Source organism: Azotobacter bryophylli, from assembly GCF_042643485.1.
Taxonomy (GTDB): Bacteria; Pseudomonadota; Gammaproteobacteria; order Pseudomonadales; family Pseudomonadaceae; genus Azotobacter; species Azotobacter bryophylli.
Genome location: NZ_JBHRSJ010000019.1, coordinates 32,271 through 53,195, shown reverse-complemented (window position 1 = coordinate 53,195; position 20,925 = coordinate 32,271). Strand labels below are relative to the sequence as shown.

At 66.6% G+C, this 20,925-nt stretch carries 20 protein-coding genes; 6 read left to right on the top strand and 14 right to left on the bottom strand.

What is annotated here, in order from left to right:
• Positions 1 to 92 precede the first annotated feature (92 nt).
• The 3 genes from nifK to nifH all read right to left on the bottom strand — a co-directional run bounded on the left by nifK (position 93) and on the right by nifH (position 4,248).
• A complete protein-coding gene (gene nifK / locus ACFOJE_RS10715) occupies positions 93 to 1,664 on the bottom strand; it encodes a nitrogenase molybdenum-iron protein subunit beta (RefSeq protein WP_377814333.1) in 1,572 nt (523 codons plus the stop codon).
• 105 nt (positions 1,665 to 1,769) lie between these two features.
• Positions 1,770 to 3,251 carry a nitrogenase molybdenum-iron protein alpha chain gene (gene nifD, locus ACFOJE_RS10710; RefSeq protein WP_377814332.1) on the bottom strand — a complete coding sequence of 494 codons (1,482 nt, stop codon included), beginning with the start codon at positions 3,249 to 3,251 and terminating at the stop codon, positions 1,770 to 1,772.
• A 121-nt stretch (positions 3,252 to 3,372) separates the two neighbouring features.
• Positions 3,373 to 4,248, bottom strand: a complete 876-nt coding sequence (gene nifH, locus ACFOJE_RS10705; RefSeq protein ID WP_377814330.1) for a nitrogenase iron protein — start codon at positions 4,246 to 4,248, stop codon at positions 3,373 to 3,375.
• 447 nt (positions 4,249 to 4,695) lie between these two features.
• Here nifH and ACFOJE_RS10700 point away from each other — a divergent pair, with 447 nt between their 5' ends.
• The 4 genes from ACFOJE_RS10700 to ACFOJE_RS10685 all read left to right on the top strand — a co-directional run bounded on the left by ACFOJE_RS10700 (position 4,696) and on the right by ACFOJE_RS10685 (position 8,920).
• Positions 4,696 to 5,553 carry an SIR2 family protein gene (locus ACFOJE_RS10700; protein WP_377814329.1) on the top strand — a complete coding sequence of 286 codons (858 nt, stop codon included), beginning with the start codon at positions 4,696 to 4,698 and terminating at the stop codon, positions 5,551 to 5,553.
• A 28-nt stretch (positions 5,554 to 5,581) separates the two neighbouring features.
• Positions 5,582 to 6,148, top strand: coding sequence for a hypothetical protein (locus ACFOJE_RS10695; RefSeq protein WP_377814328.1), 567 nt, complete (start codon positions 5,582 to 5,584; stop codon positions 6,146 to 6,148).
• A 182-nt stretch (positions 6,149 to 6,330) separates the two neighbouring features.
• Positions 6,331 to 8,502, top strand: coding sequence for a bifunctional acyl-ACP--phospholipid O-acyltransferase/long-chain-fatty-acid--ACP ligase (gene aas / locus ACFOJE_RS10690; RefSeq protein WP_377814327.1), 2,172 nt, complete (start codon positions 6,331 to 6,333; stop codon positions 8,500 to 8,502).
• Positions 8,503 to 8,551: 49 nt separating this feature from the next.
• Positions 8,552 to 8,920 (top strand): cupin domain-containing protein, encoded by a 369-nt coding sequence (locus tag ACFOJE_RS10685; protein ID WP_377814326.1) that lies wholly within the window; start codon positions 8,552 to 8,554, stop codon positions 8,918 to 8,920.
• 8 nt (positions 8,921 to 8,928) lie between these two features.
• Here the strand turns inward: ACFOJE_RS10685 and ACFOJE_RS10680 are convergent, their stop codons facing one another.
• The 11 genes from ACFOJE_RS10680 to rsxA form a co-directional block, all read right to left on the bottom strand.
• Positions 8,929 to 9,816 (bottom strand): bestrophin family protein, encoded by an 888-nt coding sequence (locus ACFOJE_RS10680; RefSeq protein WP_377814325.1) that lies wholly within the window; start codon positions 9,814 to 9,816, stop codon positions 8,929 to 8,931.
• Positions 9,817 to 9,977: 161 nt separating this feature from the next.
• Positions 9,978 to 10,703: a dinitrogenase iron-molybdenum cofactor biosynthesis protein gene (locus ACFOJE_RS10675; protein WP_377814324.1), complete on the bottom strand. Its 726-nt coding sequence runs from the start codon at positions 10,701 to 10,703 to the stop codon at positions 9,978 to 9,980.
• Between the two features lie 27 nt (positions 10,704 to 10,730).
• Positions 10,731 to 11,132: a NifB/NifX family molybdenum-iron cluster-binding protein gene (locus ACFOJE_RS10670; RefSeq protein ID WP_377814323.1), complete on the bottom strand. Its 402-nt coding sequence runs from the start codon at positions 11,130 to 11,132 to the stop codon at positions 10,731 to 10,733.
• Entirely contained in the window at positions 11,132 to 11,842 is a 711-nt protein-coding gene (locus tag ACFOJE_RS10665; protein WP_377814322.1) for a dinitrogenase iron-molybdenum cofactor biosynthesis protein, read from the bottom strand. Before ACFOJE_RS10665 ends, ACFOJE_RS10670 begins: the two co-directional genes overlap by 1 nt.
• Positions 11,843 to 11,961: 119 nt before the next feature.
• On the bottom strand, positions 11,962 to 12,225 hold the full coding sequence (locus ACFOJE_RS10660) for an RnfH family protein (RefSeq protein ID WP_377814321.1): 264 nt from the start codon (positions 12,223 to 12,225) through the stop codon (positions 11,962 to 11,964).
• 13 nt (positions 12,226 to 12,238) lie between these two features.
• Positions 12,239 to 12,961, bottom strand: a complete 723-nt coding sequence (locus ACFOJE_RS10655; protein WP_377814320.1) for an electron transport complex subunit E — start codon at positions 12,959 to 12,961, stop codon at positions 12,239 to 12,241.
• On the bottom strand, positions 12,958 to 13,617 hold the full coding sequence (gene rsxG, locus ACFOJE_RS10650) for an electron transport complex subunit RsxG (RefSeq protein ID WP_377814319.1): 660 nt from the start codon (positions 13,615 to 13,617) through the stop codon (positions 12,958 to 12,960). The genes ACFOJE_RS10655 and rsxG overlap by 4 nt, the downstream gene beginning before the upstream one ends.
• Positions 13,614 to 14,714 (bottom strand): RnfABCDGE type electron transport complex subunit D, encoded by a 1,101-nt coding sequence (locus tag ACFOJE_RS10645; protein WP_377814318.1) that lies wholly within the window; start codon positions 14,712 to 14,714, stop codon positions 13,614 to 13,616. The genes rsxG and ACFOJE_RS10645 overlap by 4 nt, the downstream gene beginning before the upstream one ends.
• Entirely contained in the window at positions 14,711 to 16,198 is a 1,488-nt protein-coding gene (rsxC, locus tag ACFOJE_RS10640) for an electron transport complex subunit RsxC (RefSeq protein ID WP_377814317.1), read from the bottom strand. The genes ACFOJE_RS10645 and rsxC overlap by 4 nt, the downstream gene beginning before the upstream one ends.
• A 20-nt stretch (positions 16,199 to 16,218) precedes the next feature.
• Complete coding sequence (locus tag ACFOJE_RS10635; RefSeq protein ID WP_377814316.1) at positions 16,219 to 16,743, bottom strand: RnfABCDGE type electron transport complex subunit B; 525 nt, start codon at positions 16,741 to 16,743, stop codon at positions 16,219 to 16,221.
• 50 nt (positions 16,744 to 16,793) lie between these two features.
• Complete coding sequence (rsxA, locus tag ACFOJE_RS10630) at positions 16,794 to 17,366, bottom strand: electron transport complex subunit RsxA (protein ID WP_377814315.1); 573 nt, start codon at positions 17,364 to 17,366, stop codon at positions 16,794 to 16,796.
• A gap of 394 nt (positions 17,367 to 17,760) precedes the next feature.
• On the opposite strand from rsxA, the gene nifL reads away from it, so the two are divergent.
• Both nifL and nifA read left to right on the top strand, forming a co-directional pair.
• Positions 17,761 to 19,320 carry a nitrogen fixation negative regulator NifL gene (gene nifL, locus ACFOJE_RS10625; protein ID WP_377814314.1) on the top strand — a complete coding sequence of 520 codons (1,560 nt, stop codon included), beginning with the start codon at positions 17,761 to 17,763 and terminating at the stop codon, positions 19,318 to 19,320.
• 18 nt (positions 19,321 to 19,338) lie between these two features.
• Positions 19,339 to 20,907: a nif-specific transcriptional activator NifA gene (nifA, locus tag ACFOJE_RS10620; RefSeq protein ID WP_377814313.1), complete on the top strand. Its 1,569-nt coding sequence runs from the start codon at positions 19,339 to 19,341 to the stop codon at positions 20,905 to 20,907.
• The last annotated feature ends 18 nt before the right edge of the window (positions 20,908 to 20,925 follow it).

The window sequence follows — 20,925 nt, the reverse complement described above, 5'->3', positions numbered from 1 at the left end:
GGCTGCCGCGGGCCAGGAGAGAGAGCCCGCGGCAGCCGCCGGAAAGGGTGCCGGGGCGGCGAGCGCCGCCCCGGCAGTGACTACCTTGCGACTTAGCGAACCAGGTCGTAGTTGTAGTCGGTGGTCTGCATACCGCGGGTTTCCTCGTCCAGACGCTCGAGAATGGCGTTGACGATGGTGGTCAGCATCTGCATGGCGCCCTCGTAACCCATGGTGGTGGAGCGGTGCAGGTGATGGCGGTCGAAGATCGGGAAGCCGATGCGGATCAGCGGAACCTCGAACTCCTTGCCCTTGTGCAGGGTGTCGCGCTGGATGAACTTGCCGTAGCTGTTGCCGATCATGAAGTCCGGCTTGTTGGTGAAGACCAGCGAGCGCAGGTGCCACAGGTCCTTGCCAACGTGGACGGTGCAGTCCTTGCCGTACGGCGAGGCTTCGAGGATGGCGTCCATCGCCTTCTTCCAGCGCTTGTTGCCGTTGTGGCAGAGGATGTGAGTCGGCTCGCAACCCAGCTCCAGCAGGAACTTGGCCAGGCCCATGACGAAGTCCGGGTCGCCCCAGATGGCGAACTTCTTGCCGTGCAGCCAGGTGTGGGAGTCGGTGATCATGTCGACCAGGCGGCCGCGCTCCTTGGCCAGGCTGGCCGGGATCGGCTGGCCGGTGACTTCGCTGATCTTCATCAGGAATTCGTCGGTCCAGTCCAGGCCCATCGGGATGTTCAGCTTCGGTACGTCGTGCTTCCAGGTGCCCTCGACGAACTTCTTGGTTTTCTCCAGGTGCCACGGCTGCAGCAGCAGGGTGGTGATGGCGTTCGGCGCGTCCTTGATCTCGTCCTGGGTGGTGCCGCCGGCGTACATGCGGAACTGGCCGTCGGCCGGGGTATCCAGCACCTCTTCCGGATCGGAGAGGAAGCTGAAGCCGACATCCATTTCTTTGAGCATGCGCTTGATGACGCGGAAGTTGCCCAGGTAGGTCTCGAAGCCCGGAACCACGTTGACCTTGTGGTTGCTGCCGACCACCTTGTCATCCATGTGGTTCAGGGTGAAGTAGCGGGCGATGCCCTCGAACATGTTGTCCCAGCCGGTGACGTGGCTGCCGACGAAGCTCGGGGTGTGGGCGAAGGGCACCGGGTACTCGTCCGGAATGAACCCTTCCTTCTTCGAGTTGTTGATGAAGGCGTTGAGGTCGTCGCCGATGACCTCGGCCATGCAGGTGGTGGACACGGCGATCATGTCCGGCTTGTAGGTGGCCTTGCAGTTCTGCAGGCCGTCCTTCATGTTCTGCTGACCACCGAACACCGCGGCGTCTTCGGTCATCGAGTCGGACACGCAGGACACCGGCTCGCGGAAGTGACGGTTGAAGTAGGTACGGAAGTAGGCGACGCAACCCTGCGAGCCGTGCACGTAGGGCATGGTCTTCTCGAAGCCCAGGGCGCAGAGCACCGAACCCAGCGGCTGGCAGGCCTTGGCCGGGTTGACGGTCAGCGCTTCGCGCTGGAAGTTCAGCTCCTGGTATTCCTGGGTGGTGGTCCACTGGAAGACTTCGTCGATCTTGTCCTGCGGATGCTTCTCCTCGAAGGCATCGCGCTTCTTGGCAAGCATCTCCTTGTATTCTTCGTCGCGGAACAGCGGATAGCTGGGTTTGATGTTATCGACTTGCTGGCTCATGACTCTCTCCTACGCCTCACTCATCTGTGACGGCGATGTCGGATACCGGCTGCAGACCGAGCTGTGCCCCGGCCTGCAGCGGGACGTTGTGCACTACGGCGAATATCAGGCGCTGGCGGCCACTTTCTCGGAGGCTTCTTCAGCCTTCTGCCAGGGAGCCTGCAGCTTGTTCCAGCACGGGTTGTTCAGGGTCATGTCCATGTCACGGGCGAAGATGGCGAAGCCGTCGAAGCCGTGGTACGGGCCGGAGTAGTCCCAGGAGTGCATCTGACGGAACGGGATGCCCATCTTCTGGAAGATGAACTTTTCCTTGATGCCGGAGCCGATCAGGTCGGGCTTGATGCGCTTGACGAACTCTTCGAATTCGTAGCCGGTGACATCGTCGTACAGCAGGGTGGCGCTACCCATTTCCTTCAGGGTGCGGTCGTAGTCATCGTTGTGGGCGAACTCGTAGCCGGTGCCGACCACTTCCATGCCCAGGTCCTCGTAGGCGCCGATCACGTGACGCGGACGCAGGCCGCCGATGTAGAGCATGACGCGCTTGCCTTCCAGGCGCGGACGGTACTTGGCGACCACCGCGTCCCATTCCGGCTTGTACTTGGCGATGACTTCCTCGCACTTGGCCTGGATGCTCTCGTCGAACTGCTTGGCGATGGCGCGCAGGGATTCGACGGTCTTGGTCGGGCCGAAGAAGTTGTACTCCATCCATGGGATGCCGTACTTCTCTTCCATGTGGCGGGAGATGTAGTTCATCGAGCGGTAGCAGTGCACCAGGTTCAGCTTGACCTTCGGGGTCAGCTCGATCTCGGAGATGGAGCCGTCGCCGGACCACTGGGCGACCACGCGCAGGCCCATTTCTTCGAGCAGGATGCGCGAGGACCAGGCGTCACCGCCGATGTTGTAGTCGCCGATGATGGCCACGTCGTACGGGGTGGTTTCGAAGGAGTTGTCGTCGTCGCGAGCGCTCAGCACCCAGTCGCGCACGGCGTCGTTGGCGATGTGGTGGCCGAGGGACTGGGAAACCCCGCGGAAGCCTTCGCAGCGCACCGGCACCACGGTGGTCTCGTGCTCGGCGGCCTTGCGCTTGGCGACGGCTTCGATGTCGTCGCCGATCAGGCCGATCGGGCACTCGGACTGGATGGAGATGCCCTTGTTCAGCGGGAACAGGGTCTCGATCTCGTCGATCAGCTTGGCCAGCTTCTTGTCGCCGCCGAAGACGATGTCCTTCTCCTGGAAGTCCGAGGTGAAGTTCATGGTGACGAAGGCGTTAACGCCGGTGGTGCCGATGTAGTAGTTGCGCCGGCCGGCACGCGAATACTGGCCGCAGCCTACCGGGCCGTGGGAAATGTGGATCATGTCCTTGATCGGACCCCAGACCACGCCCTTGGAACCGGCATAGGCACAGCCGCGGATGGTCATCAGACCCGGCTGCGACTTCTTGTTGGAGGTGATGCACTTCTTCGATTGTTCCAGGCTCGGATCATTCGGGGTGAGGTGCTTGGCGCGGTCCTTGCGGGCTTTCTCGGGGTAAACTTCCAGGACTTCCTGGATGAGGCTTTCGACCTCTTCGCGTGACATACCGGACATGGTATGACTCCTCTTGCCTTGCGTTCATTTGCGGGTAACGGATACGCCGCACTGCGCGCCGCGCAGTGCGACACCCCGGCAGGGCCCATCTGCCCTGCCCCGTCCTACTGAAGCGGAGCGATCAGGCTTCTTCGGAAGCGGTCTTGCCGACGATGCTCAGGTCTTCTTCTTCCATCACGCCGAATTCCATGAGCAGGGCTTCCAGCTCGTCCATGGTGATCGGGGTCGGGATGACCAGCTTCTTGTTCTCGTAGATCTTCTTGGCCAGAGCGCGGTACTCGTCGGCCTGCTTGGCGGCCGGGTCGTACTCGATCACGGTCATACGGCGGATTTCGGCGCGCTGCACGACGTTGTCACGCGGCACGAAGTGGATCATCTGGGTGCCCAGCTTCTCGGCCAGGGCGATGATCAGCTCGTCTTCGCGGTCGGTGTTGCGGCTGTTGCAGATCAGGCCGGCCAGACGCACGCCACCGGAGTTGGCGTACTTCACGATGCCCTTGGAGATGTTGTTGGCGGCGTACATGGCCATCATCTCGCCGGAGCAGACGATGTAGATTTCCTGAGCCTTGTTCTCGCGGATGGGCATGGCGAAGCCACCGCACACCACGTCGCCCAGTACGTCGTAGAACACGAAGTCCAGGTCCTCGTCGTAGGCGCCTTCCTCTTCCAGGAAGTTGATCGCGGTGATCACGCCGCGGCCGGCGCAGCCGACGCCCGGCTCCGGACCACCGGACTCAACGCACTTGACGCCGCCGAAGCCGACCTTGAGCACGTCTTCCAGCTCGAGGTCTTCGACGGTGCCGGCCTCGGCAGCCATTTCCATAATGGTGTTCTGAGCCTTGGAGTGCAGAATCAGGCGAGTGGAGTCGGCTTTCGGGTCGCAACCGACGATCATCACTTTTTTGCCCATCTCGGCCAGGGCAGCCACGAGGTTCTGAGTGGTAGTCGATTTACCGATCCCACCCTTTCCGTAGATAGCGCATTGACGCATAGCCATAATTGAGTTCCTCAGGTTTCGTTACCACTTTGAAAGTGGGCCGTAGGCACGAAAGAGCCCGCGCAAAGTCCCAGGTGCAGTGTTTGTGCCAGCGACTGAGGAACATTTATAACTAACTGTTTTTGAAAGAATTATCCTGCAAGAAAAGGCACTTTGAGGCAGTGCGATATATAACAATGGGGAAATGCCCATGTTGCAATGACGACAACCCAACAAACTTCCAGAATGCCCCGCGAGGACAATTACCCGAGCGTTTTAATCGATGTTGCAAAACTGACAATTTGTCGTACCGAGTTCTCTTCTTGTTGTTATCTGGCAACTTCGTTATTTCCGACTTTTTTAGTTAATTGTCGTCATATCAACAAGTTGCAAACTTCTGCCGAATATGGCGCGCATATTGCCGTGGTTATTCCCGCTCTTACGCCCCATACCCAGCAGGAGAGTCCCGTGAACAACAGCTTGATAAAGGAAGTCCTTGCGCAGCTCGGCGCCGGCGACATCGTTCCCTACCTGGGGCCCGGCGTGCTGCGTGGCGTGGTCGATCGGCAGACCGGCAAGCCGATGCCGGCCGACAGCGACAGCCTGATCCTCGCCATGACCGGCGGCCAGCCCATGGCGCCGCGGCTGATGTACGAATTCCCGCGGGCCGCCATGCACCTGGAAAACAAGAAGGGGCGCAGCTACATCGAGCGCTTCCTCAACGAGACCTACGGCGGCGACAACTGGAGCGCCTCGCCCTTCCACGCCTGGCTGGCCGGCCTGAACCTGCCCTACGTGATCGACTGCAACCGCGACACCCTGCTGCAGCGCTGCTATGCCGACCGCAAGCACACCCTGGTGGTCGGCGCCGCGCGCATCGCCGCCACCCCCTATCGCTTCGATCTCTACCAGTTCGACGACGGCCAGTACCGCAGCATCAGCCTGAACGAGGTCGACACCGCCCTGCCGGTGCTGTTCAAGCCGCTCGGCACGCCGCTGCCCAAGCCGAGCTACGTGGCCTCGGATGCCGACTTCGTCGATTACATCACCGAGCTGATGGGCGGCTTCGCCGTGCCGGCCTGGATCAAGCAGCTGCGCAAGAACAAGCGCTACCTGTTCCTCGGCATGCGCTTCAACCGCGACACCGAGCGCATGGTGATGAGCGACCTGATCCACGATGCCGCCGATCCGGCCGGCTGGGTCCTGATCGCCGACCCGAGCGCCAAGGAGCGCAAGGTCTGCGAACGCAAGAACCTGCATTTGATCGAGGCCGACTGCAGCGACCTGCTCGACCTCGCCTGCCCCACCGCCACCCAGGTGGCCTGATCCGATCCACCGAGAAGAGAGCACGACCATGCTGTTGAAAACCTACGAAGCGCAAAACCTGCTGTGCAACCTCAGCGTCAAGGGCCCGACCAGCCAGGCCGGCACTGAGGCCTATCGGGGGGATCTGGTGCTGACCGAAGGCGAGATCGCCGACGACGCCGGCCGCCGTCTGCCGCCGACCGCGGTGGTCAAGCAGGCCACCCTGCTGGTCAAGGACGGCAAGATCAGCATGATCAGCGGCATCGTCGCCCATCTGGCCGAGGTACCGCTGTTCGTCGAGCGCTACCGCAACGATCTGGCCGCCGACATCCGCGTGCTGTTCTACGTCGAGGATCTGACCAAGTCGCTGACCACCGACCTCGACGGCGTCGGCATCATTCTGCTGCCCCATCCGGACGGCGGCGCCGCCTGGAACACCCTGATGGACGACCTGCGCCTCGACAAGGAGGACTTCAAGGGTCAGAGCGCCGAGGACAAGGTCATCACCATGGCCGAGGGCCTCGCCGCCTACAAGCCCAAGTTCGACAGTCTGAGCTTCAGCGAATGCCTGGCCTTCGTCAGCAAGGTTCAGCGCGAGCATCGCGGTCCGGTTTGATTCACGCAGCACGGATGCTCCATTAGGCCATTTAGCCTAACCCCCCCTCCAGGGGGGTCTTTTTTTTGCGGGTCGGCAAAGCTCCGCCCGTCTCCCTCCGGTTTGACTTTCTCGCGCCAATCGTCATCCTCCCTCCGCCCGGCCAGACGGGCACCCGTGCCAAGTCCGACAAGGGAGTGACAATGCTCAAGAGCGTCCTGCGCATCCTGCTCAAGCTGCTGTTTCGCGTCGAAGTCCTGGGCGATCCCGGGCCGCTGCGCGATCCGCGCACGCTGATCGTCGCCAACCACGAATCCTTCCTCGATGGCGTGCTGCTCTGGGCCTTCCTGCCGGTCGATCCGGTATTCGTGGTGCATACCCAAATCGCCAGCCGTCCGCTGTTCCGCTTCCTGCTCGGCTTCGCCTCCCATCTGGCGGTGGATTCGGACAACCCGCTGGCGATCAAGCAGATCGTGCGGCTGGTGGAGTCCGGACGACCGGTGGCGATCTTTCCCGAGGGGCGGATCACCCGCACCGGTTCGCTGATGAAGGTCTACGACGGCGCCGCCCTGGTCGCCGCCCGCACCGGCGCGAACCTGGTGCCGATCCGCATCGAGGGCGCCGGACGCAGCTTCTTCGGCCGCCTGGGCGGCCTCTTTCCGCGCCGCCTGCTGCCGAAGATCCGCCTGTTCATCCAGCCGCCGCGGCGCATCGACCTCTCCGGGCAGCCCTCGGCCCGGCTGCGCCGTCGTCCCGCCGGCGAGCAGCTGCGGCAGATCCTGCAGGAGATGCTGGTCGCCACCCGTCCGCGGCACACCCTGTTCGAGGCCTTCCTCCAGGCGCGGGCGCAGTTCGGCAGCCGTTACCGGCTGGTGGAGGACGTGCGCCTGCGCGAGGACTCCTACGGTTCCCTGCTGAAGATGGCCCTGGGCATCGCCCGCATCCTCGGCCGCCAGACGGTCCCCGGCGAGGTGGTCGGCGTGCTGGCGCCGAACGCCACCCCGACCCTCGCGCTGCTGCTCGGTCTCTCGCTCGGCCGGCGCATCCCGGCCATGCTCAACTACACTGCCGGCGCCGAAGGTCTGCGTTCGGCCTGCGCGGCCGCCGGCATCCGCAGCGTGGTCGCCTCGCGCACCTTCCTGCAGAAGGCCGACCTGACCGACCTGCTGGTACAGATGCCCGGTATCCGCGTGCACTACCTGGAGGACCTCCGCGCGCAGTTCGGCGCCGGCGACAAGCTCTGGGTCCTCTGGCACCTGCTGTTCCCGCGCCGCGCCGCCGCCTTCCAGCGCCCCGGGGACGCCGCGCTGGTGCTGTTCACCTCCGGCTCCGAAGGCAAGGCCAAGGGCGTGGTGCATTCCCACGACTCGCTGCTGGCCAACGTCGCGCAGATCCGGGCGATGGCGGATTTCACCCCGCACGACAAGTTCATGATGGCGATGCCGCTGTTCCATTCCTTCGGCTTCACCTGCGGCGCGCTGCTGCCGCTGGTGGCCGGCTGCAAGGTGTTCCTCTACCCCAGCCCGCTGCATTACAAGGCGATTCCCGAGCTGGTCTACGACCGCGACTGCAACATGCTGTTCGGTACCTCGACCTTCCTCGCCCATTACGGCCGACACGCCCATCCCTACGACTTCGGCCGCATGCGCTACGTGGTGGCCGGGGCCGAGCGGCTGGCCGAGGACGTGCGCCAGCTGTGGCAGGAGAAGTTCGGCATCCGCATCCTCGAGGGCTACGGCGTCACCGAATGCGCCCCGGTGGTGGCGTTCAACGTGCCCATGGCCTGCCGCCGCGGCAGCGTCGGCCAGCTGCTGCCGGGCATGGAATACGCGCTGGAGCCGGTGCCGGGCATCGAAGGCGGCGGCGCCCTGCACGTGAAGGGGCCCAACCTGATGCTGGGCTATCTGCTCCACGAGCGCCCCGGTGAGCTCCAGCCGCCGGCGGGCCGGGAGGCGGGCTGGTACGCCACCGGCGATATCGTCGAACTGGACGACGACGGCTTCCTGTTCATCCGCGGCCGGCTCAAGCGCTTCGCCAAGATCGCCGGGGAGATGGTCTCGCTGGAGCTGGTCGAAAGCATCGCCGCCGGCGCCGCGCCGGGATTCGCCCACGCCGCCTCCACCCGCAGCGACGCTGCCAAGGGCGAGGCCCTGGTGCTGTTCACCAGCGCGCCCGCGCTGTCCCGCGAGCAGCTGCTCGCCGCGGCCCGGGCCCAGGGCGTACCGGAACTGGCCGTGCCGCGGGTGATCGTGCCGCTCGACGCCCTGCCCCTGCTCGGCTCCGGCAAGATCGACTACGTGACCCTCAAGCGCATGGCCGAGGCCGGCGCGGTCGGTCGCGTGACGGCCGGACACGGCGAGGAGGCCCCGGCATGAGTCCGCACCGGCCCGGCGGCGCCGGACGCGCGAACGGGAGGACATCCCCATGAAGCCCAGCATCATCCGTCCCGATCCGGCGGCGAGCTTCTTCACCGCCGAGCGCTGCCGGATTCTCGAGCTGCTCAACCATGCCGGCTCGCCCGGCCTCTCGGTCGCCCGGGCGAGCGTAGCCCCCGGCGTGACCACCCAGCTGCATCGCCTGCACGGCATCGTCGAGCGCTATCTGATCGTCGAGGGGTGCGGCCGGGTCGGCTTCGGCGGGCCGCTGGAAGGCGAGGTCGGCCCCGGCGACCTGGTGCTGATCCCGGCGGGCACGCCGCAGCAGATCCGCAACGTCGGCGAGACCGAGCTGGTGTTCTACTGCATCTGCACGCCCCGCTTCCGCCAGGAACGCTACGAACGGCTGGGCGACTGAGCCCGCGCTCAGCTCGCCACGCGCGCCCGGGCGCCCCGTCTGGCGGCGTCGCGCAGCATGGCATCGAGGTTCTTCTGGATGTTGGCGCACAGCGCGTCCGTCTGGATCTGATGCTCGCTCTTCTGGAACGGGCTCTGCAGATCGGCGCCGATCCGCTCGATCACCAGCAGCATGAAGCCGGCCACCGTGGAGGCCAGCGGGGTGAACCAGCCCAGCGAATCCACCAGGCCGATGGGCACGATCATGCAGAACAGGCTGATGAACAGGCCGGGGAAATAGGCGTAGGGATAGGGCAAGGGCGTGTTGGCGATCCGCTCCAGGCCGCCCTGGCAGTTGGAGAGCTCGACCATGGTCGACTCGAGGCGCATGAAGCCGATGCTGTCCAGCCGTCCCGCCCGGTATTCGCCGGCCAGCAGGGCGGCGGAGCCCTGCAGGACGTTGTTGGCGAAGTTGTTGGTCTGGCTGCGCCGCTCGTATTCCTCGGCGGGGATCAGCGTGGCGACCTCCGTGGGACATTCCTCGCCGCGCAGCTGCGCGGCCAGGCTCCTGGTGTAGGCCACCTGCCGGCGCAGCAGGGTCGCCTTCACCGGATTGAGGCCGTCGGGGTCGTCCACCAGCGTCAGCACCTCGCGGGCGAAGCTGCGCGAGTTGTTGGTCATCGCCCCCCACAGGGTGCGGGCCTCCCACCAGCGGTTGTAGGCGCTGCTGTTCCTGAAGCTGATCAGCACCACCAGCGCCGAACCCACCAGGGTCAGGGGCATCAGGGGAAAGCTCACCCGGCTGTCGAGGAACAGCATGTAGTAGGCGGTGACGATGATGTCCCAGATCAGCAACCAGAACAGCGACCAGCCCACATAACGGACCGTTTTGAGGATCAGACGAAACGTCTGCAGCATGGCTCTCTCTTCGGGCAAGGGATTGACGATCTGCGCGACGGACCGATGCAGCGCCCGCCGTACCTACCCCAGAACGGATACCATCGCGGGTCGCGGAACACGACCGATTTTGTGTTTCACCTTGTCACGGACCGCGCGAGCGAACGCCCGCGGCCGGCCGCTCAGTCCTCCGCCTCTTCCTCGTCCGGCACGCTGAAGCGCAGGCGCCGCTGCGCGCCCTTGCCCAGCAGCTTGGCCAGCCAGGGCGGCGGTGCGTCTGCCATCACTCGCTGCAGCTCGACGAGGACGTCGGCAGCGCTACCGCCCTGGATCCTGGTCAGCAGGTAGATGCCGGCCCGGACCACCTTGGAGCCGGCCGGGGCGCCGATGGTCTGCGCGTAGAGCACCTGGCAGTCGCGGATCAGCCCGACCCGGTAGCCGTTCCTGTCCTCGGCCAGATCGGCGCCCTCGGTGGGACGCACATCGAGCAGGGTGATGGCTTCGGCGTCGACCTGGTAGACGAGGAAACGCCGGCAGGAGCCGAAATGACCGTCCAGCCAGTCGCCGCTGTTGGAGGCCACCGCCACCCGGATCGAATGGGGTGGCACCTGCCCGAGCGGCGACGGCGCGGGCGGCGGCTGGTCCAGGGGCTCGCCCCAGAGGAGGCGCACCGCCTCCTTGAGGGCCGACATCGGGGTGTCGAGCATATCGACATCCTCTTCGGAACCGGCCAGGCCGATCTTCAGATCGCTGACCGTGACCCGCTGCAGCGTCTCCTCGGTCAGCGGGACTTCGAGTTGCTGGCGCAGAATGCCGAGCAACTGGCCGACCGAGGTCCCCGGCAGGGTCCGGGCGGCCAGGGCGATGCGCAGTGCGGCCTCGCGGCTCAGGTTGACGGGGGCGTCCATGGCGGCCTCCTCGGCTGTTGACGGGAACTACGCGTGGGTCCGGTGCCCTTCGCCGCCGCACTCGTGCTCGTCGTGCGGCTTGCCGGGCGGCAGGTCGCCGGCCAGCAGGGCCTTGACCGCCCGCAGCGGATCGCTCTCGCCGGTGGTGAGCAGCAGCACGCCGCGCTCGCCGAGGCGACGGATCACGCCGTCGCCGGCGCTCCCGGCGATGGCCAGGTCGACGCTGTGCAGCGGATGGCGCTCGGGGTACTGGCAGACGTGCCATTCGTGCAGACAGGCATGCTCGTCCAGCTCGATGGTGTAGGCGCCGTCCGGAGCCTCGCCCGGCCAGATGTCGTACACCCGCCAGCGGTGCGCACGGCCGGCGTGGCCGGCGACCCGGTCGTTGCGGTCGATGGCCACGGCGATCAACAGGCGCTCTTCGCTCATCAGGCCACCTCTTCCGAGAGCGCGAAGCGCACCCGCTCCTCGGCGGAGGCGCCGAGCAGCTTGGCCAGCCACGGCGGTGGCGAGCCGGCCATCACCGACTGCAGTTCGGCGAGGATCTCCTGCGCCTCGCCGCCCTCGATCCGCTTGATCGGGTAGATGTCGGCACGGACCACCTTGGCCGCCGCCGGACCGCCGACGGACACCACGTAGAGCACCTGGCAGTCGCGGATCAGGTCGACGCGAAAGCCGTTCTTGTCCTCGGCGAAATCCGCCTCCAGGGCCGAGCGCACGTCGACCAGCGTCTTCTCCTCGGCGCTGACCTGGTAGACCAGGAAGCGCAGGCAGGAGCCGAAGTGGCCGTCCAGCCGTTCGCCGGTGTTGGAGGCGATGGCCACGCGGATCGAGCGCTCGGGCACCTGCTCCAGGACCACCGGCTTCGGCAGGCTCTCGGAGCCCATCTCGCCCCAGAGGATGCGCACCGCTTCCTTGATCGCCGGCAGGCCGACGCTGATGTCCTCGCCGTCCTCCTCGCCGTCGGCGCTGGCGAAGCCGGTCTTGAGGTTGGTGACCGTGATGGTCTGCAGGCTTTCCTCGGTCAGCGGGCCTTCGATGCTCTGGTGCAGCATCTCCAGCAGCCGGCCGACGCCGATGCCGGGCAGGACCCGGGCGGCCAGCGCGATGCGCAGCGCGGTTTCGCGACTCATGTTCATGGGCATTTCCATAAGCGGCCTCCTGGGCGACTCTCATCCGGGCGGCCCGGGGCGGGCGGCCCATCCGTACTACTCGCGCCGGGCCACTCTCGCCGAGCGGCCCGCTGTGCGCGGCTCACTCAATCGTCATCGTCGTCGTCATCGTCGTCGAGCACCCGCGTGATGCGCTGGTAGATCTCCACGCGGTCGCCGTCCTTCAACGGGCTGTCGAGCTTGACGAACTTGCCGAACACCCCGACTTTCTGCTTCTTCAGATCGATATCCGGGCAGCAGCGCAACAGGCCCGACTTCTCGATGGCCTGCTCGACGCTGGCGCCGTCCTCGACCTGGCAGCTCAGCAGCAGCGGCTGCTGCGCGGCCGCGTACACCACGGAAACTTTCATCGCTTCGACTCCTTCACTGCTGCAGCACGATCAGCTCGCCATGGGTCTTGACCCGGCGCTCGGCGCGCCGGCGGTCGAGCACCCGCTTGCCGGCCAGGAGGAAGCCCAGGACGATGAATGCACCGGGCGGCAGGATCGCCAGCAGGATGCCCTGGAAGCCCGGCAGCACGGTGATCTCCAGCCACTGGAAATGCGGCCCGAGCAGGGACGAAGCCTGGGAGAACAGGGTGCCGCTGCCGAGGATCTCGCGGATGCCGCCGATGATCACCAGCACCCAGGTGAAACCGATGCCCATGCCGGCGCCGTCGAGGATCGACGGGATGACCGGATTCTTCAGGCTGAACGACTCGGCGCGGCCGAGCACCGCGCAGTTGGTCACGATCAGCGCGATGAACAGGCCGAGCACCTTGTACAGCTCGTGCATCCAGGCATTCATCGCCATGTCGATGACCGTCACCACGCCGGCGATCAGGCCGATCATCACCGGGTTGCGCACCTCGGGGGAGATGGTGTGGCGCAGCGACGAGATCAGCGCGTTGGTCAGCACCAGCACCAGGGTCGTCGCCAGTCCCATGCCCAGGCCGTTGGTGGCGGTGGTGGTGACCGCCAGGGTCGGGCAGAGCGCGAGCATCTGCACCAGGGCGACGTTGTAGTCCCACAGGGCCGAGGTGAAGTAGTGCCACGGCCGTTTGCTTTCCGTCGCGGCGGCGACGGGGGCTCCGCATTGGCTGCTCATGGTTGTGCCTCCTGCTGGGAGATCTGGTCGGCTTGCCGCTGCTGGAACTGCAGCGCCTGCAGCACGCTCTTGACCACCGCCCGCGGGGTGATGGTGGCGCCGGCGAACTGGTCGAACCGGCCGCCGTCCTTCTTGACCTTCCACTTGTCCAGCGTCGGGTTTTCCAGCGACAGGCCGTCGAACACGGTGATCCACTCGCTCTTGCTGATCTCGATCTTGTCCGCCAGGCCGGGGGTCTCCTTGTGGCTCAGTACGCGCACGCCGAGGATGTGGCCGTGGCTGTCGATCGCGATCAGCTGGACGATGGGCCCGCCGTAGCCGATGTTGCTGGTCTGGAAGGCGATCGCCGTGAGCTTGCCGGCGAGCCGGGCCGGGTAGACCTCTACCTCGCCCAGCTGCGGGTCCTGCAGCTTGAAGGCCTCGGCCAGCGGGTTGTTGTCGTACAGCTGCTCGGGCAGTACCTGGCGCAGGACGGCCAGGCGGTCCTGCTGCATCTGCACGTCGATCTGCTCGTGGGTGAGCCTATCGGCGACCAGCAGCGCAAGGGCCACCAGGGCGCAGACCAGGCCCAGGGAGAGGCCTTGGTACTCGACCCGGGAGCGCCAGCGCTCCAGCAGCGACGGCGAAGCCGCCGTAGTCTCGGTTGTCTGGCTCATACCTTGTCCACCTCCTTCACCTGACTGGTCCACTTGGCCGCCACCAGCGGCTTGCCGCGGGCGTTGCGGCCGTAGGCGCGGGGACGCCAGTAACGATCGATCAGCGGCGTCAGCGCGTTCATGAACAGCACGGCGAAGGCCACCGCCTCGGGGAAACTGCCCCAGGTACGGATGACGTACACCAGGAGGCCACAGCCGGCGCCGAAGATCAGCCGGCCCCAGCGGCTGATCGGCGAGGTCACCGGGTCGGTGGCGATGAACAGGGCCCCCAGCAGCAGACCGCCGGAAGCCAGGTGATAGAAGGCGTCGGGGTAGCGCTCGGGGTTGACCTGATGGGCGAAGGCCGCCGGCAGCATGACCGCGAGCACCATGGAAAGCGGGATTTCCCAGTGGATGATGCGCCGCGCCATCAGCCACAGCCCGCCGATCAGGATCAGCAGTTCCGAGGTCTCGCCGAGGCTGCCGGCGCTGTGGCCGAGCAATGCCGGCACCAGCTGGAAGTTCCGCGCCAGGATGTCCTCGGCGGTATGGTTCAGGGTCAGCTCGGTCTTCAGGCCGCCCAGCGCGGTGGCCCCGGTGGTGCCGTCGGCCAGCGGCGCGCCGGCGAAGGTGATCGCCAAGCCGTCGAGGAAGCCGGGCGAGCCGGCCGACAGCAGCGGCTGCGGCAGCGCCCAGGTGGTCATCTGCAGGGGGAAGGCGATCAGCAGCGCGACCCGCGCCAGCATCGCCGGGTTGAACGGGTTCTGGCCGATGCCGCCGTAGAGCTGCTTGCCGATGCCGACGGCGAAGACGCTGCCGCCGACGCCGATCCACCAGGGCGCCCACGGCGGCAGCGACAGGGCCAGCAGCCAGCCGGTGAGCAGCGCCGAACCATCCAGCAGGCGGCGCATGGGCTGGCCGAGCATCTTCAGGCAGGCCGCTTCGGTGGCCAGCGCCGCGGCGCAGGTGATCAGCCACAGGTCGATCGCCGGCCAGCCGAACAGGTAGAGACCGAAGACGGTCGCCGGCGCCAGGGCCAGGCAGACCTGCAGCATGACGCGGTTGACCGTGGAACGGTCGTGGGCGAAGGGCCCGGAGGCGACTCCGATACTGCTCACGATTGCACCTCCTCGTTGTCCGTCTTGGCCGCCTTGCGCTGCTTGGCTTCGGCGGCCTTGGCCGCCTTCTCCGCCTTGGCCTTGGCCTTGGCGGCCTCTTCTTCGGCCAGCCGGGCGGCGCGCGCCTCGGTCAGCTGCTTGATGTACTCACTCTTGCGCGCGGCGCTGCGGCGCTCGTCCTGCTGGCCCTTGGCGTACTGGAAGTACTGCACCAGCGGGATGTGCGAGGGGCAGACGTAGGAGCAGCAGCCGCAGAGGATGCAGTCGCGCAGGCCGTATTCGCTGGCCCCGTCGAGGTCGTCGACCCGTGCGCGGGCGGCCATTTCCAGCGGGGTCAGGCCCATCGGGCAGGCGTCCACGCAACTCGCGCAGCGGATGCAGGGCGAGGCCTCCTCGCGCGGCATCTCGTGCTTGGCCAGCGCCAGCAGGCCGGTGGCGCCCTTGATCACCGGTACCAGGGTGGAGGGCAGGACCACGCCCATCATCGGTCCGCCGAGCAACAGGCTGGCGGGCTCGCCGCTGAAACCGCCGCAGGCGTCGAACAGCGCCTGGGCCGGGGTGCCGATCAGGGTCTCCAGGTTCTGCGGGGTCTGCACGCAGCTGCCGGACACCGTGACCACCCGCGAGATCAGCGGCCGGCCGTGGCGCAGCGCCTGCTGGATGGCGTAGACGGTGCCGGCGTTGTGCACCAGCACGCCGACGTCGGTGCTGCGCCCGCCGGCCGGCACCTCGCGGCCGGTGACCGCCTGGATCAGCTGCTTGGCCGAGCCCATGGGGTACAGCGCCGGCACCGCCACCACCTCGACCGCACCGTGGGAGGCGGCGGCGGCGCGCATGGCGGCCAGCGCCTCGGGCTTGTTGTCCTCGATGGCGATGACCACGCTGTAGGCGCGCAGGATGTGCTGGATCAACCGGGCGCCGTCGACGATCTCCTCGGCCCGCTCGCGCATCACCCGGTCGTCGCAGGTCAGGTACGGCTCGCATTCGCTGCCGTTGACCAGCACGGTCTTGATCTCGTGCCGGGTGCCCTGCTTGAGCTTGACCGCCGCCGGGAAGATCGCCCCGCCGAGGCCAACCACGCCGGCCCGGGCGACCCGGTCGGCGAGCTTCAGCGGATCTTCCGAGAAGGGATCGACCGGTACGTCCAGTTCGATCCAGCGGTCCTCGCCGTCGCATTCCAGCACCAGGCCGTTGGCCGTCAGGCCCGAGGGGTGCGGCGCGGGGATCGGCCCCACGGCGACGATGCGCCCGGAACTCGGCGCGTGGATCGGCGCCGAGACCTCCGAGGGAGAGAAGGCCAGCAGCTGCCCCTTGAGCACCCGGTCGCCGACCCGCACCAGCGGCAGGGCCTCGGCCCCGGCATGCTGACGCAGCGGCAGGTACAGGCGTGGCGGCAGCGGCAGGCTGCCGATCGGCAACACCGCCGAGAGATCCTTGTGGGCGGCCGGGTGGATGCCGCCGCGGATGCGGGCGAGATTGAACATGCGAGTGCTCCGTGATCGACTCAGGCGGCCTGGGGCTTGGCCCAGCGCCAGTTGTCCAGGTTCGGGTCCTGCGGGGCCAGGCTGACGCAGTCCTCGGGACAGGCCTCCTGGCACTTGGCGCAGCCGGTGCAGGCGTTCTGCAGCACGCTGTGGATCTGCCCGCTGGCGCCGACGATGGCGTCGGTCGGGCAGGCCCGGTAGCAGCGGGTGCAGCCGGTGCACTGCGCGGAATCGATGCTGGCCATCAGCGGCGCGCTCATCTGTCCGGCGTCCAGCGTCACGCCGAGCAGCTCGGCGAGCCTCTCGGCCAGGGCCACGCCGCCGGGCGGGCAGCAGGTGACCGGGGCGCTGCCTTCGGCCAGCGCCCCGGCGGCGGCGGAACAGCCGGGAAAACCGCACTGCCCGCACTGGCTGCCGGGCATCAGCGCCTCGATCTCCTTGAGCAGCGGGTTGTCGTCGGTCACCGCGAACTTGCGTGCCGCCACGCCGAGCCCCGCTCCCAGGAGCACGCCCATCGTCGCCAGTGTCAGGGTTGCCATCAGCATCGTTGCCTCCTTCGCCGGCCCGGCCGGTCTTCCAGTTGCCAGTTGCGGATTCAGATCAGGCCGCCGAAGCCCATGAAGGCCAGGGCCAGCAGCCCGGCGGTGACGAAGGCGATCGGCGGACCGGAGAAGGCGGCGGGCACGCTGGCCAGGGCCAGACGCTCGCGCAGGCCGGCGAAGATCACCATGATCAGGGAGAAGCCGAGTGCCGAGCCGAAGCCGAACAGCGTCGCCTGAGCCAGCCCGTGTCCTTCGCGCACGCTGATCAGGGGCACGCCGAGCACGGCGCAGTTGGTGGTGATCAGCGGCAGGTAGATGCCGAGGGAGCGGTACAGCGCCGGGCTGACCTTGCGGATGATCATCTCGATCAGCTGCACCATGCCGGCGATCACCACGATATAGGCGAGGATGCGGATGAAGCCGATGCCCAGGGGCTGCAGCACGTAGTGCTCGAGCAGCCAGCTGCTCATGCCGCCGAGGGTCATCACCAGGGTGGTGGCCACGCCCATGCCGAGCGAGGGATCGAGCTTGCTCGATACGCCCATGAACGGGCACAGCCCCAGGAATCTCACCAGCACCACGTTGTTGACCAGTACGGTGCCGACCAGAAAAAGCACGTAATCCATAGCGTCCACCCACTCGGTTGAGCCATCGGCGCACCCTTGTCGGGCACGACCGCGTTGCCGAGGGGTAGTGCATCAAGCATGCCACGGCCGGAAATGCCGACGGCGGGGCCGGGAGGCCGCGGAAAACCTTGATCTGGATCAATGAAACAGCAGTTTTTTCCCGAGCCGCCCAGAGGCCCTCTCCGACATTTGTCAGGTTTGCAACAGGGCTCTCCGGGATGGCTCGCGGCAGATGTGCGCTTTCGCACAGAAATCCCCTCAAAAGCCCCCAATCCCGCGATTTCCGCGGCTTTCCGCCTTCGGCAGGGCCGTTTTCGACGCGGCACAGGAATTGCTAAATCCTTCAGGTCACGCCCTGACGCCCGCTGATTTCCATGGATAGACGAGGCAAAGCATGACCCAGGCGAAACCCTCCCTCAGCAATACGCCGCAATCGCCCCACGCCGAAGGCGTGGAGCTCCTGCCCGAGGTCTTCCGGCAGACGGTGGAGCACGCGCCCATCGCCATCTCCATCACCGACCTCAAGGCCAACATCCTTTACGCCAATCGCGCCTTCTCCAGCATCACCGGCTACAGCTGCGAGGAAGTGATCGGCAAGAACGAATCGATGCTTTCCAACGGCACCACGCCGCGCCTGGTCTACCAGGCGCTGTGGGGCCGACTGGCGCAGAAGAAGCCCTGGTCCGGGGTGCTGATCAACCGGCGCAAGGACGACAGCCTCTATCTCGCCGAGCTGACCGTGGCCCCGGTGCTCGACGAGCAAGGCGAAGCCATCTACTACCTGGGCATGCACCGCGACACCAGCGAGCTGCACGAGCTGGAGCAGCGGGTGAACAACCAGCGGCTGATGATCGAGGCGGTGGTCAACGCCGCGCCCGCGGCCGTGGTGGTGCTCAACCGCCAGGACCGGGTGATGCTGTCCAATCCCAGCTTCTGCCGCCTGGCCCGGGAGCTGATGGGCGAGGACGCCGGCAGCGAGGCCCTGGTCGCCCTGCTGCGGGAGAACCTCGCCAGCCACTTCGAGGCCCTGGAACAGCAGGGCAAGGCCTTCTCCGGCAAGGAGATCTCCTTCGACCTGGGCGGGCGCTCGCCGCGCTGGCTGTCCTGCCACGGCGTGGCCATCCACGTCGAGGGCGAGCAGCCCGACGTGTTCTTCGCCCCTGGCGAGGAGCGCTACCTGCTGCTGACCCTCAACGACATTTCCGAACTGCGCCAGCGCCAGCAGGACTCGCGGATGAACACCCTCAAGGCGCTGATGGCCGAAGAGGAACTGCTGGACGGCATGCGCGAGACCTTCAACGGCGCCATCCACCGCCTGCAGGGCCCGGTCAACCTGATCAGCGCGGCGATGCGCATGCTTGAGCGGCGCCTCGGCGACAAGGCCGAGAACGATCCGGTGCTGAGCGCCATGCGCGAAGCCAGCCAGGCCGGCATGGAGGCCCTGGAGAGCCTCAGCGGCTCGATCCCGGTGCGGATGGAAGAAGCCAAGATGCCGGTCAACATCAACCAGCTGATCCGCGAGGTGGTCACCCTCTGCACCGACCAGCTGCTGGCGCAGGGCATCGTCGTCGACTGGAAGCCGGCCATGCGCCTGCCCTGGGTGATGGGCGCGGAAAGCGGCCTGCGGGCGATGATCAAGCACCTGGTGGACAACGCCATCGAGGCCATGAGCCAGAACCCGGGCCGCCGCGAGCTGTTCATCAGCACCCGGGTCGAGCACCAGGTGGTACGCATGGAAATCACCGACAGCGGTCCGGGCATCCCCCCCGAGCTGACGCTCAAGGTGTTCGAACCCTTCTTCAGCACCAAACCGCCGCATCGCGGCGGGCGCGGCATGGGGCTGCCGATGGTCCAGGAGATCGTCAACAAGCATGCCGGCATGGTGCATGTGGACAACAGCTACCGTGACGGATGTCGGGTGGTCGTCGAACTGCCTTTCTCGGCCTCCAGTTGATCAGGGAAGTGCATGCCAATGAACGCAACCATTCCACAGCGCTCGGCTAGGCCAACCCAGTCCGAGCTGTTCGACAACCAATTGCAGGCCCTGGCCCGCATCGCCCGGACCCTGAGCCGGGTGCAGCAGATCGAGGAGATCCTCGAACAGGTTCTCGCCGTGCTGCACAACGACCTGGGCCTGCTGCACGGCCTGGTGTCCATCTCCGACCCCGAGCACGGCGTCCTGCAGATCGGCGCCGTGCACGCCGAGTCGGAGTCGGTGATCCAGGCCAGCGAAGGGGTCCGCTACCGCAGCGGCGAAGGGATCATCGGCCACGTCCTCAAGCATGGCGAAAGCGTGGTGCTCGGGCGGATCTCCTCCGACCCGCGCTTCCTCGACCGCCTGGCCCTGTACGACCTCGAGCTGCCCTTCATCGCCGTGCCGATCAGGAACCCCGAGGGCAACGCCATCGGCGTGCTGGCCGCGCAGCCGGACAGCCGCGCCGACAACCTGATGCCCGAGCGCACGCGCTTCCTCGAAATCGTCGCCAACCTGCTGGCGCAGAGCGTGCGCCTGGTGGTCAACATGGAGGACGGCCGCGAGGCGGCCAACGAGCGCGACGAGCTGCGCCGCGAGGTGCGCGGCAAGTACGGCTTCGAGAACATGGTGGTCGGCCACACCCCGTCCATGCGCCGGGTCTTCGACCAGGTGCGGCGGGTCGCCAAGTGGAACAGCACCGTGCTGATCCTCGGCGAGTCCGGCACCGGCAAGGAGCTGATCGCCAGCGCCATCCACTACAACTCGCCGCGCGCACACCGTCCGCTGGTGCGCCTGAACTGCGCCGCGCTGCCGGAGACCCTGCTCGAATCCGAACTCTTCGGCCACGAGAAGGGCGCCTTCACCGGTGCCGTGAAGCAGCGCAAGGGGCGTTTCGAGCAGGCCGACGGCGGCACCCTGTTCCTCGACGAGATCGGCGAGATCTCGCCGATGTTCCAGGCCAAGCTGCTGCGCGTGCTGCAGGAGGGCGAGTTCGAGCGGGTCGGCGGCAATCAGACGGTGAAGGTCAACGTGCGCATCGTCGCCGCCACCAACCGCGACCTGGAGAGCGAGGTGGAAAAGGGCAAGTTCCGCGAAGACCTCTACTACCGCCTCAACGTCATGGCCATCCGCATCCCGCCGCTGCGCGAGCGCACCGCCGACATCCCCGAACTGGCCGAATTCCTCCTCGGCAAGATCGGCCGCCAGCAGGGTCGCCCCCTGACCGTCACCGACAGCGCCATCCGCCTGCTGATGAGCCACCGCTGGCCGGGCAACGTGCGCGAGCTGGAGAACTGCCTGGAGCGCTCGGCGATCATGAGCGAGGACGGCACCATCACCCGCGACGTGGTCTCCCTGACCGGCCTGGACAACGACAGCCCGGTACTATCCGCGCCGCTGCCCGAGGTCAACCTGGCCGACGAGGCCCTGGACGACCGCGAGCGGGTGATCGCCGCCCTGGAACAGGCCGGCTGGGTCCAGGCCAAGGCCGCTCGCCTGCTGGGCATGACCCCGCGGCAGATCGCCTACCGCATCCAGACCCTGAACATACACATGCGAAAAATCTGATAACTGCCTGCGTAATCC

What these genes read in the sequence shown, in the direction of transcription:
- ACFOJE_RS10685 (WP_377814326.1), top strand. Translation starts at nt 8,552, where the DNA reads ATGAAGCCCAGCATCATCCGTCCCGATCCGGCGGCGAGCTTCTTCACC.
- ACFOJE_RS10670 (WP_377814323.1), bottom strand. Translation starts at nt 11,132, where the DNA reads ATGAGCGAAGAGCGCCTGTTGATCGCCGTGGCCATCGACCGCAACGAC.
- nifL (WP_377814314.1), top strand. Translation starts at nt 17,761, where the DNA reads ATGACCCAGGCGAAACCCTCCCTCAGCAATACGCCGCAATCGCCCCAC.
- aas (WP_377814327.1), top strand. Translation starts at nt 6,331, where the DNA reads ATGCTCAAGAGCGTCCTGCGCATCCTGCTCAAGCTGCTGTTTCGCGTC.
- ACFOJE_RS10680 (WP_377814325.1), bottom strand. Translation starts at nt 9,816, where the DNA reads ATGCTGCAGACGTTTCGTCTGATCCTCAAAACGGTCCGTTATGTGGGC.
- ACFOJE_RS10675 (WP_377814324.1), bottom strand. Translation starts at nt 10,703, where the DNA reads ATGGACGCCCCCGTCAACCTGAGCCGCGAGGCCGCACTGCGCATCGCC.
- rsxA (WP_377814315.1), bottom strand. Translation starts at nt 17,366, where the DNA reads ATGGATTACGTGCTTTTTCTGGTCGGCACCGTACTGGTCAACAACGTG.
- ACFOJE_RS10665 (WP_377814322.1), bottom strand. Translation starts at nt 11,842, where the DNA reads ATGAACATGAGTCGCGAAACCGCGCTGCGCATCGCGCTGGCCGCCCGG.
- nifK (WP_377814333.1), bottom strand. Translation starts at nt 1,664, where the DNA reads ATGAGCCAGCAAGTCGATAACATCAAACCCAGCTATCCGCTGTTCCGC.
- ACFOJE_RS10695 (WP_377814328.1), top strand. Translation starts at nt 5,582, where the DNA reads ATGCTGTTGAAAACCTACGAAGCGCAAAACCTGCTGTGCAACCTCAGC.
- ACFOJE_RS10660 (WP_377814321.1), bottom strand. Translation starts at nt 12,225, where the DNA reads ATGAAAGTTTCCGTGGTGTACGCGGCCGCGCAGCAGCCGCTGCTGCTG.
- nifH (WP_377814330.1), bottom strand. Translation starts at nt 4,248, where the DNA reads ATGGCTATGCGTCAATGCGCTATCTACGGAAAGGGTGGGATCGGTAAA.
- ACFOJE_RS10635 (WP_377814316.1), bottom strand. Translation starts at nt 16,743, where the DNA reads ATGCTGATGGCAACCCTGACACTGGCGACGATGGGCGTGCTCCTGGGA.
- rsxC (WP_377814317.1), bottom strand. Translation starts at nt 16,198, where the DNA reads ATGTTCAATCTCGCCCGCATCCGCGGCGGCATCCACCCGGCCGCCCAC.
- nifD (WP_377814332.1), bottom strand. Translation starts at nt 3,251, where the DNA reads ATGTCCGGTATGTCACGCGAAGAGGTCGAAAGCCTCATCCAGGAAGTC.
- nifA (WP_377814313.1), top strand. Translation starts at nt 19,339, where the DNA reads ATGAACGCAACCATTCCACAGCGCTCGGCTAGGCCAACCCAGTCCGAG.
- ACFOJE_RS10655 (WP_377814320.1), bottom strand. Translation starts at nt 12,961, where the DNA reads ATGAGCAGCCAATGCGGAGCCCCCGTCGCCGCCGCGACGGAAAGCAAA.
- rsxG (WP_377814319.1), bottom strand. Translation starts at nt 13,617, where the DNA reads ATGAGCCAGACAACCGAGACTACGGCGGCTTCGCCGTCGCTGCTGGAG.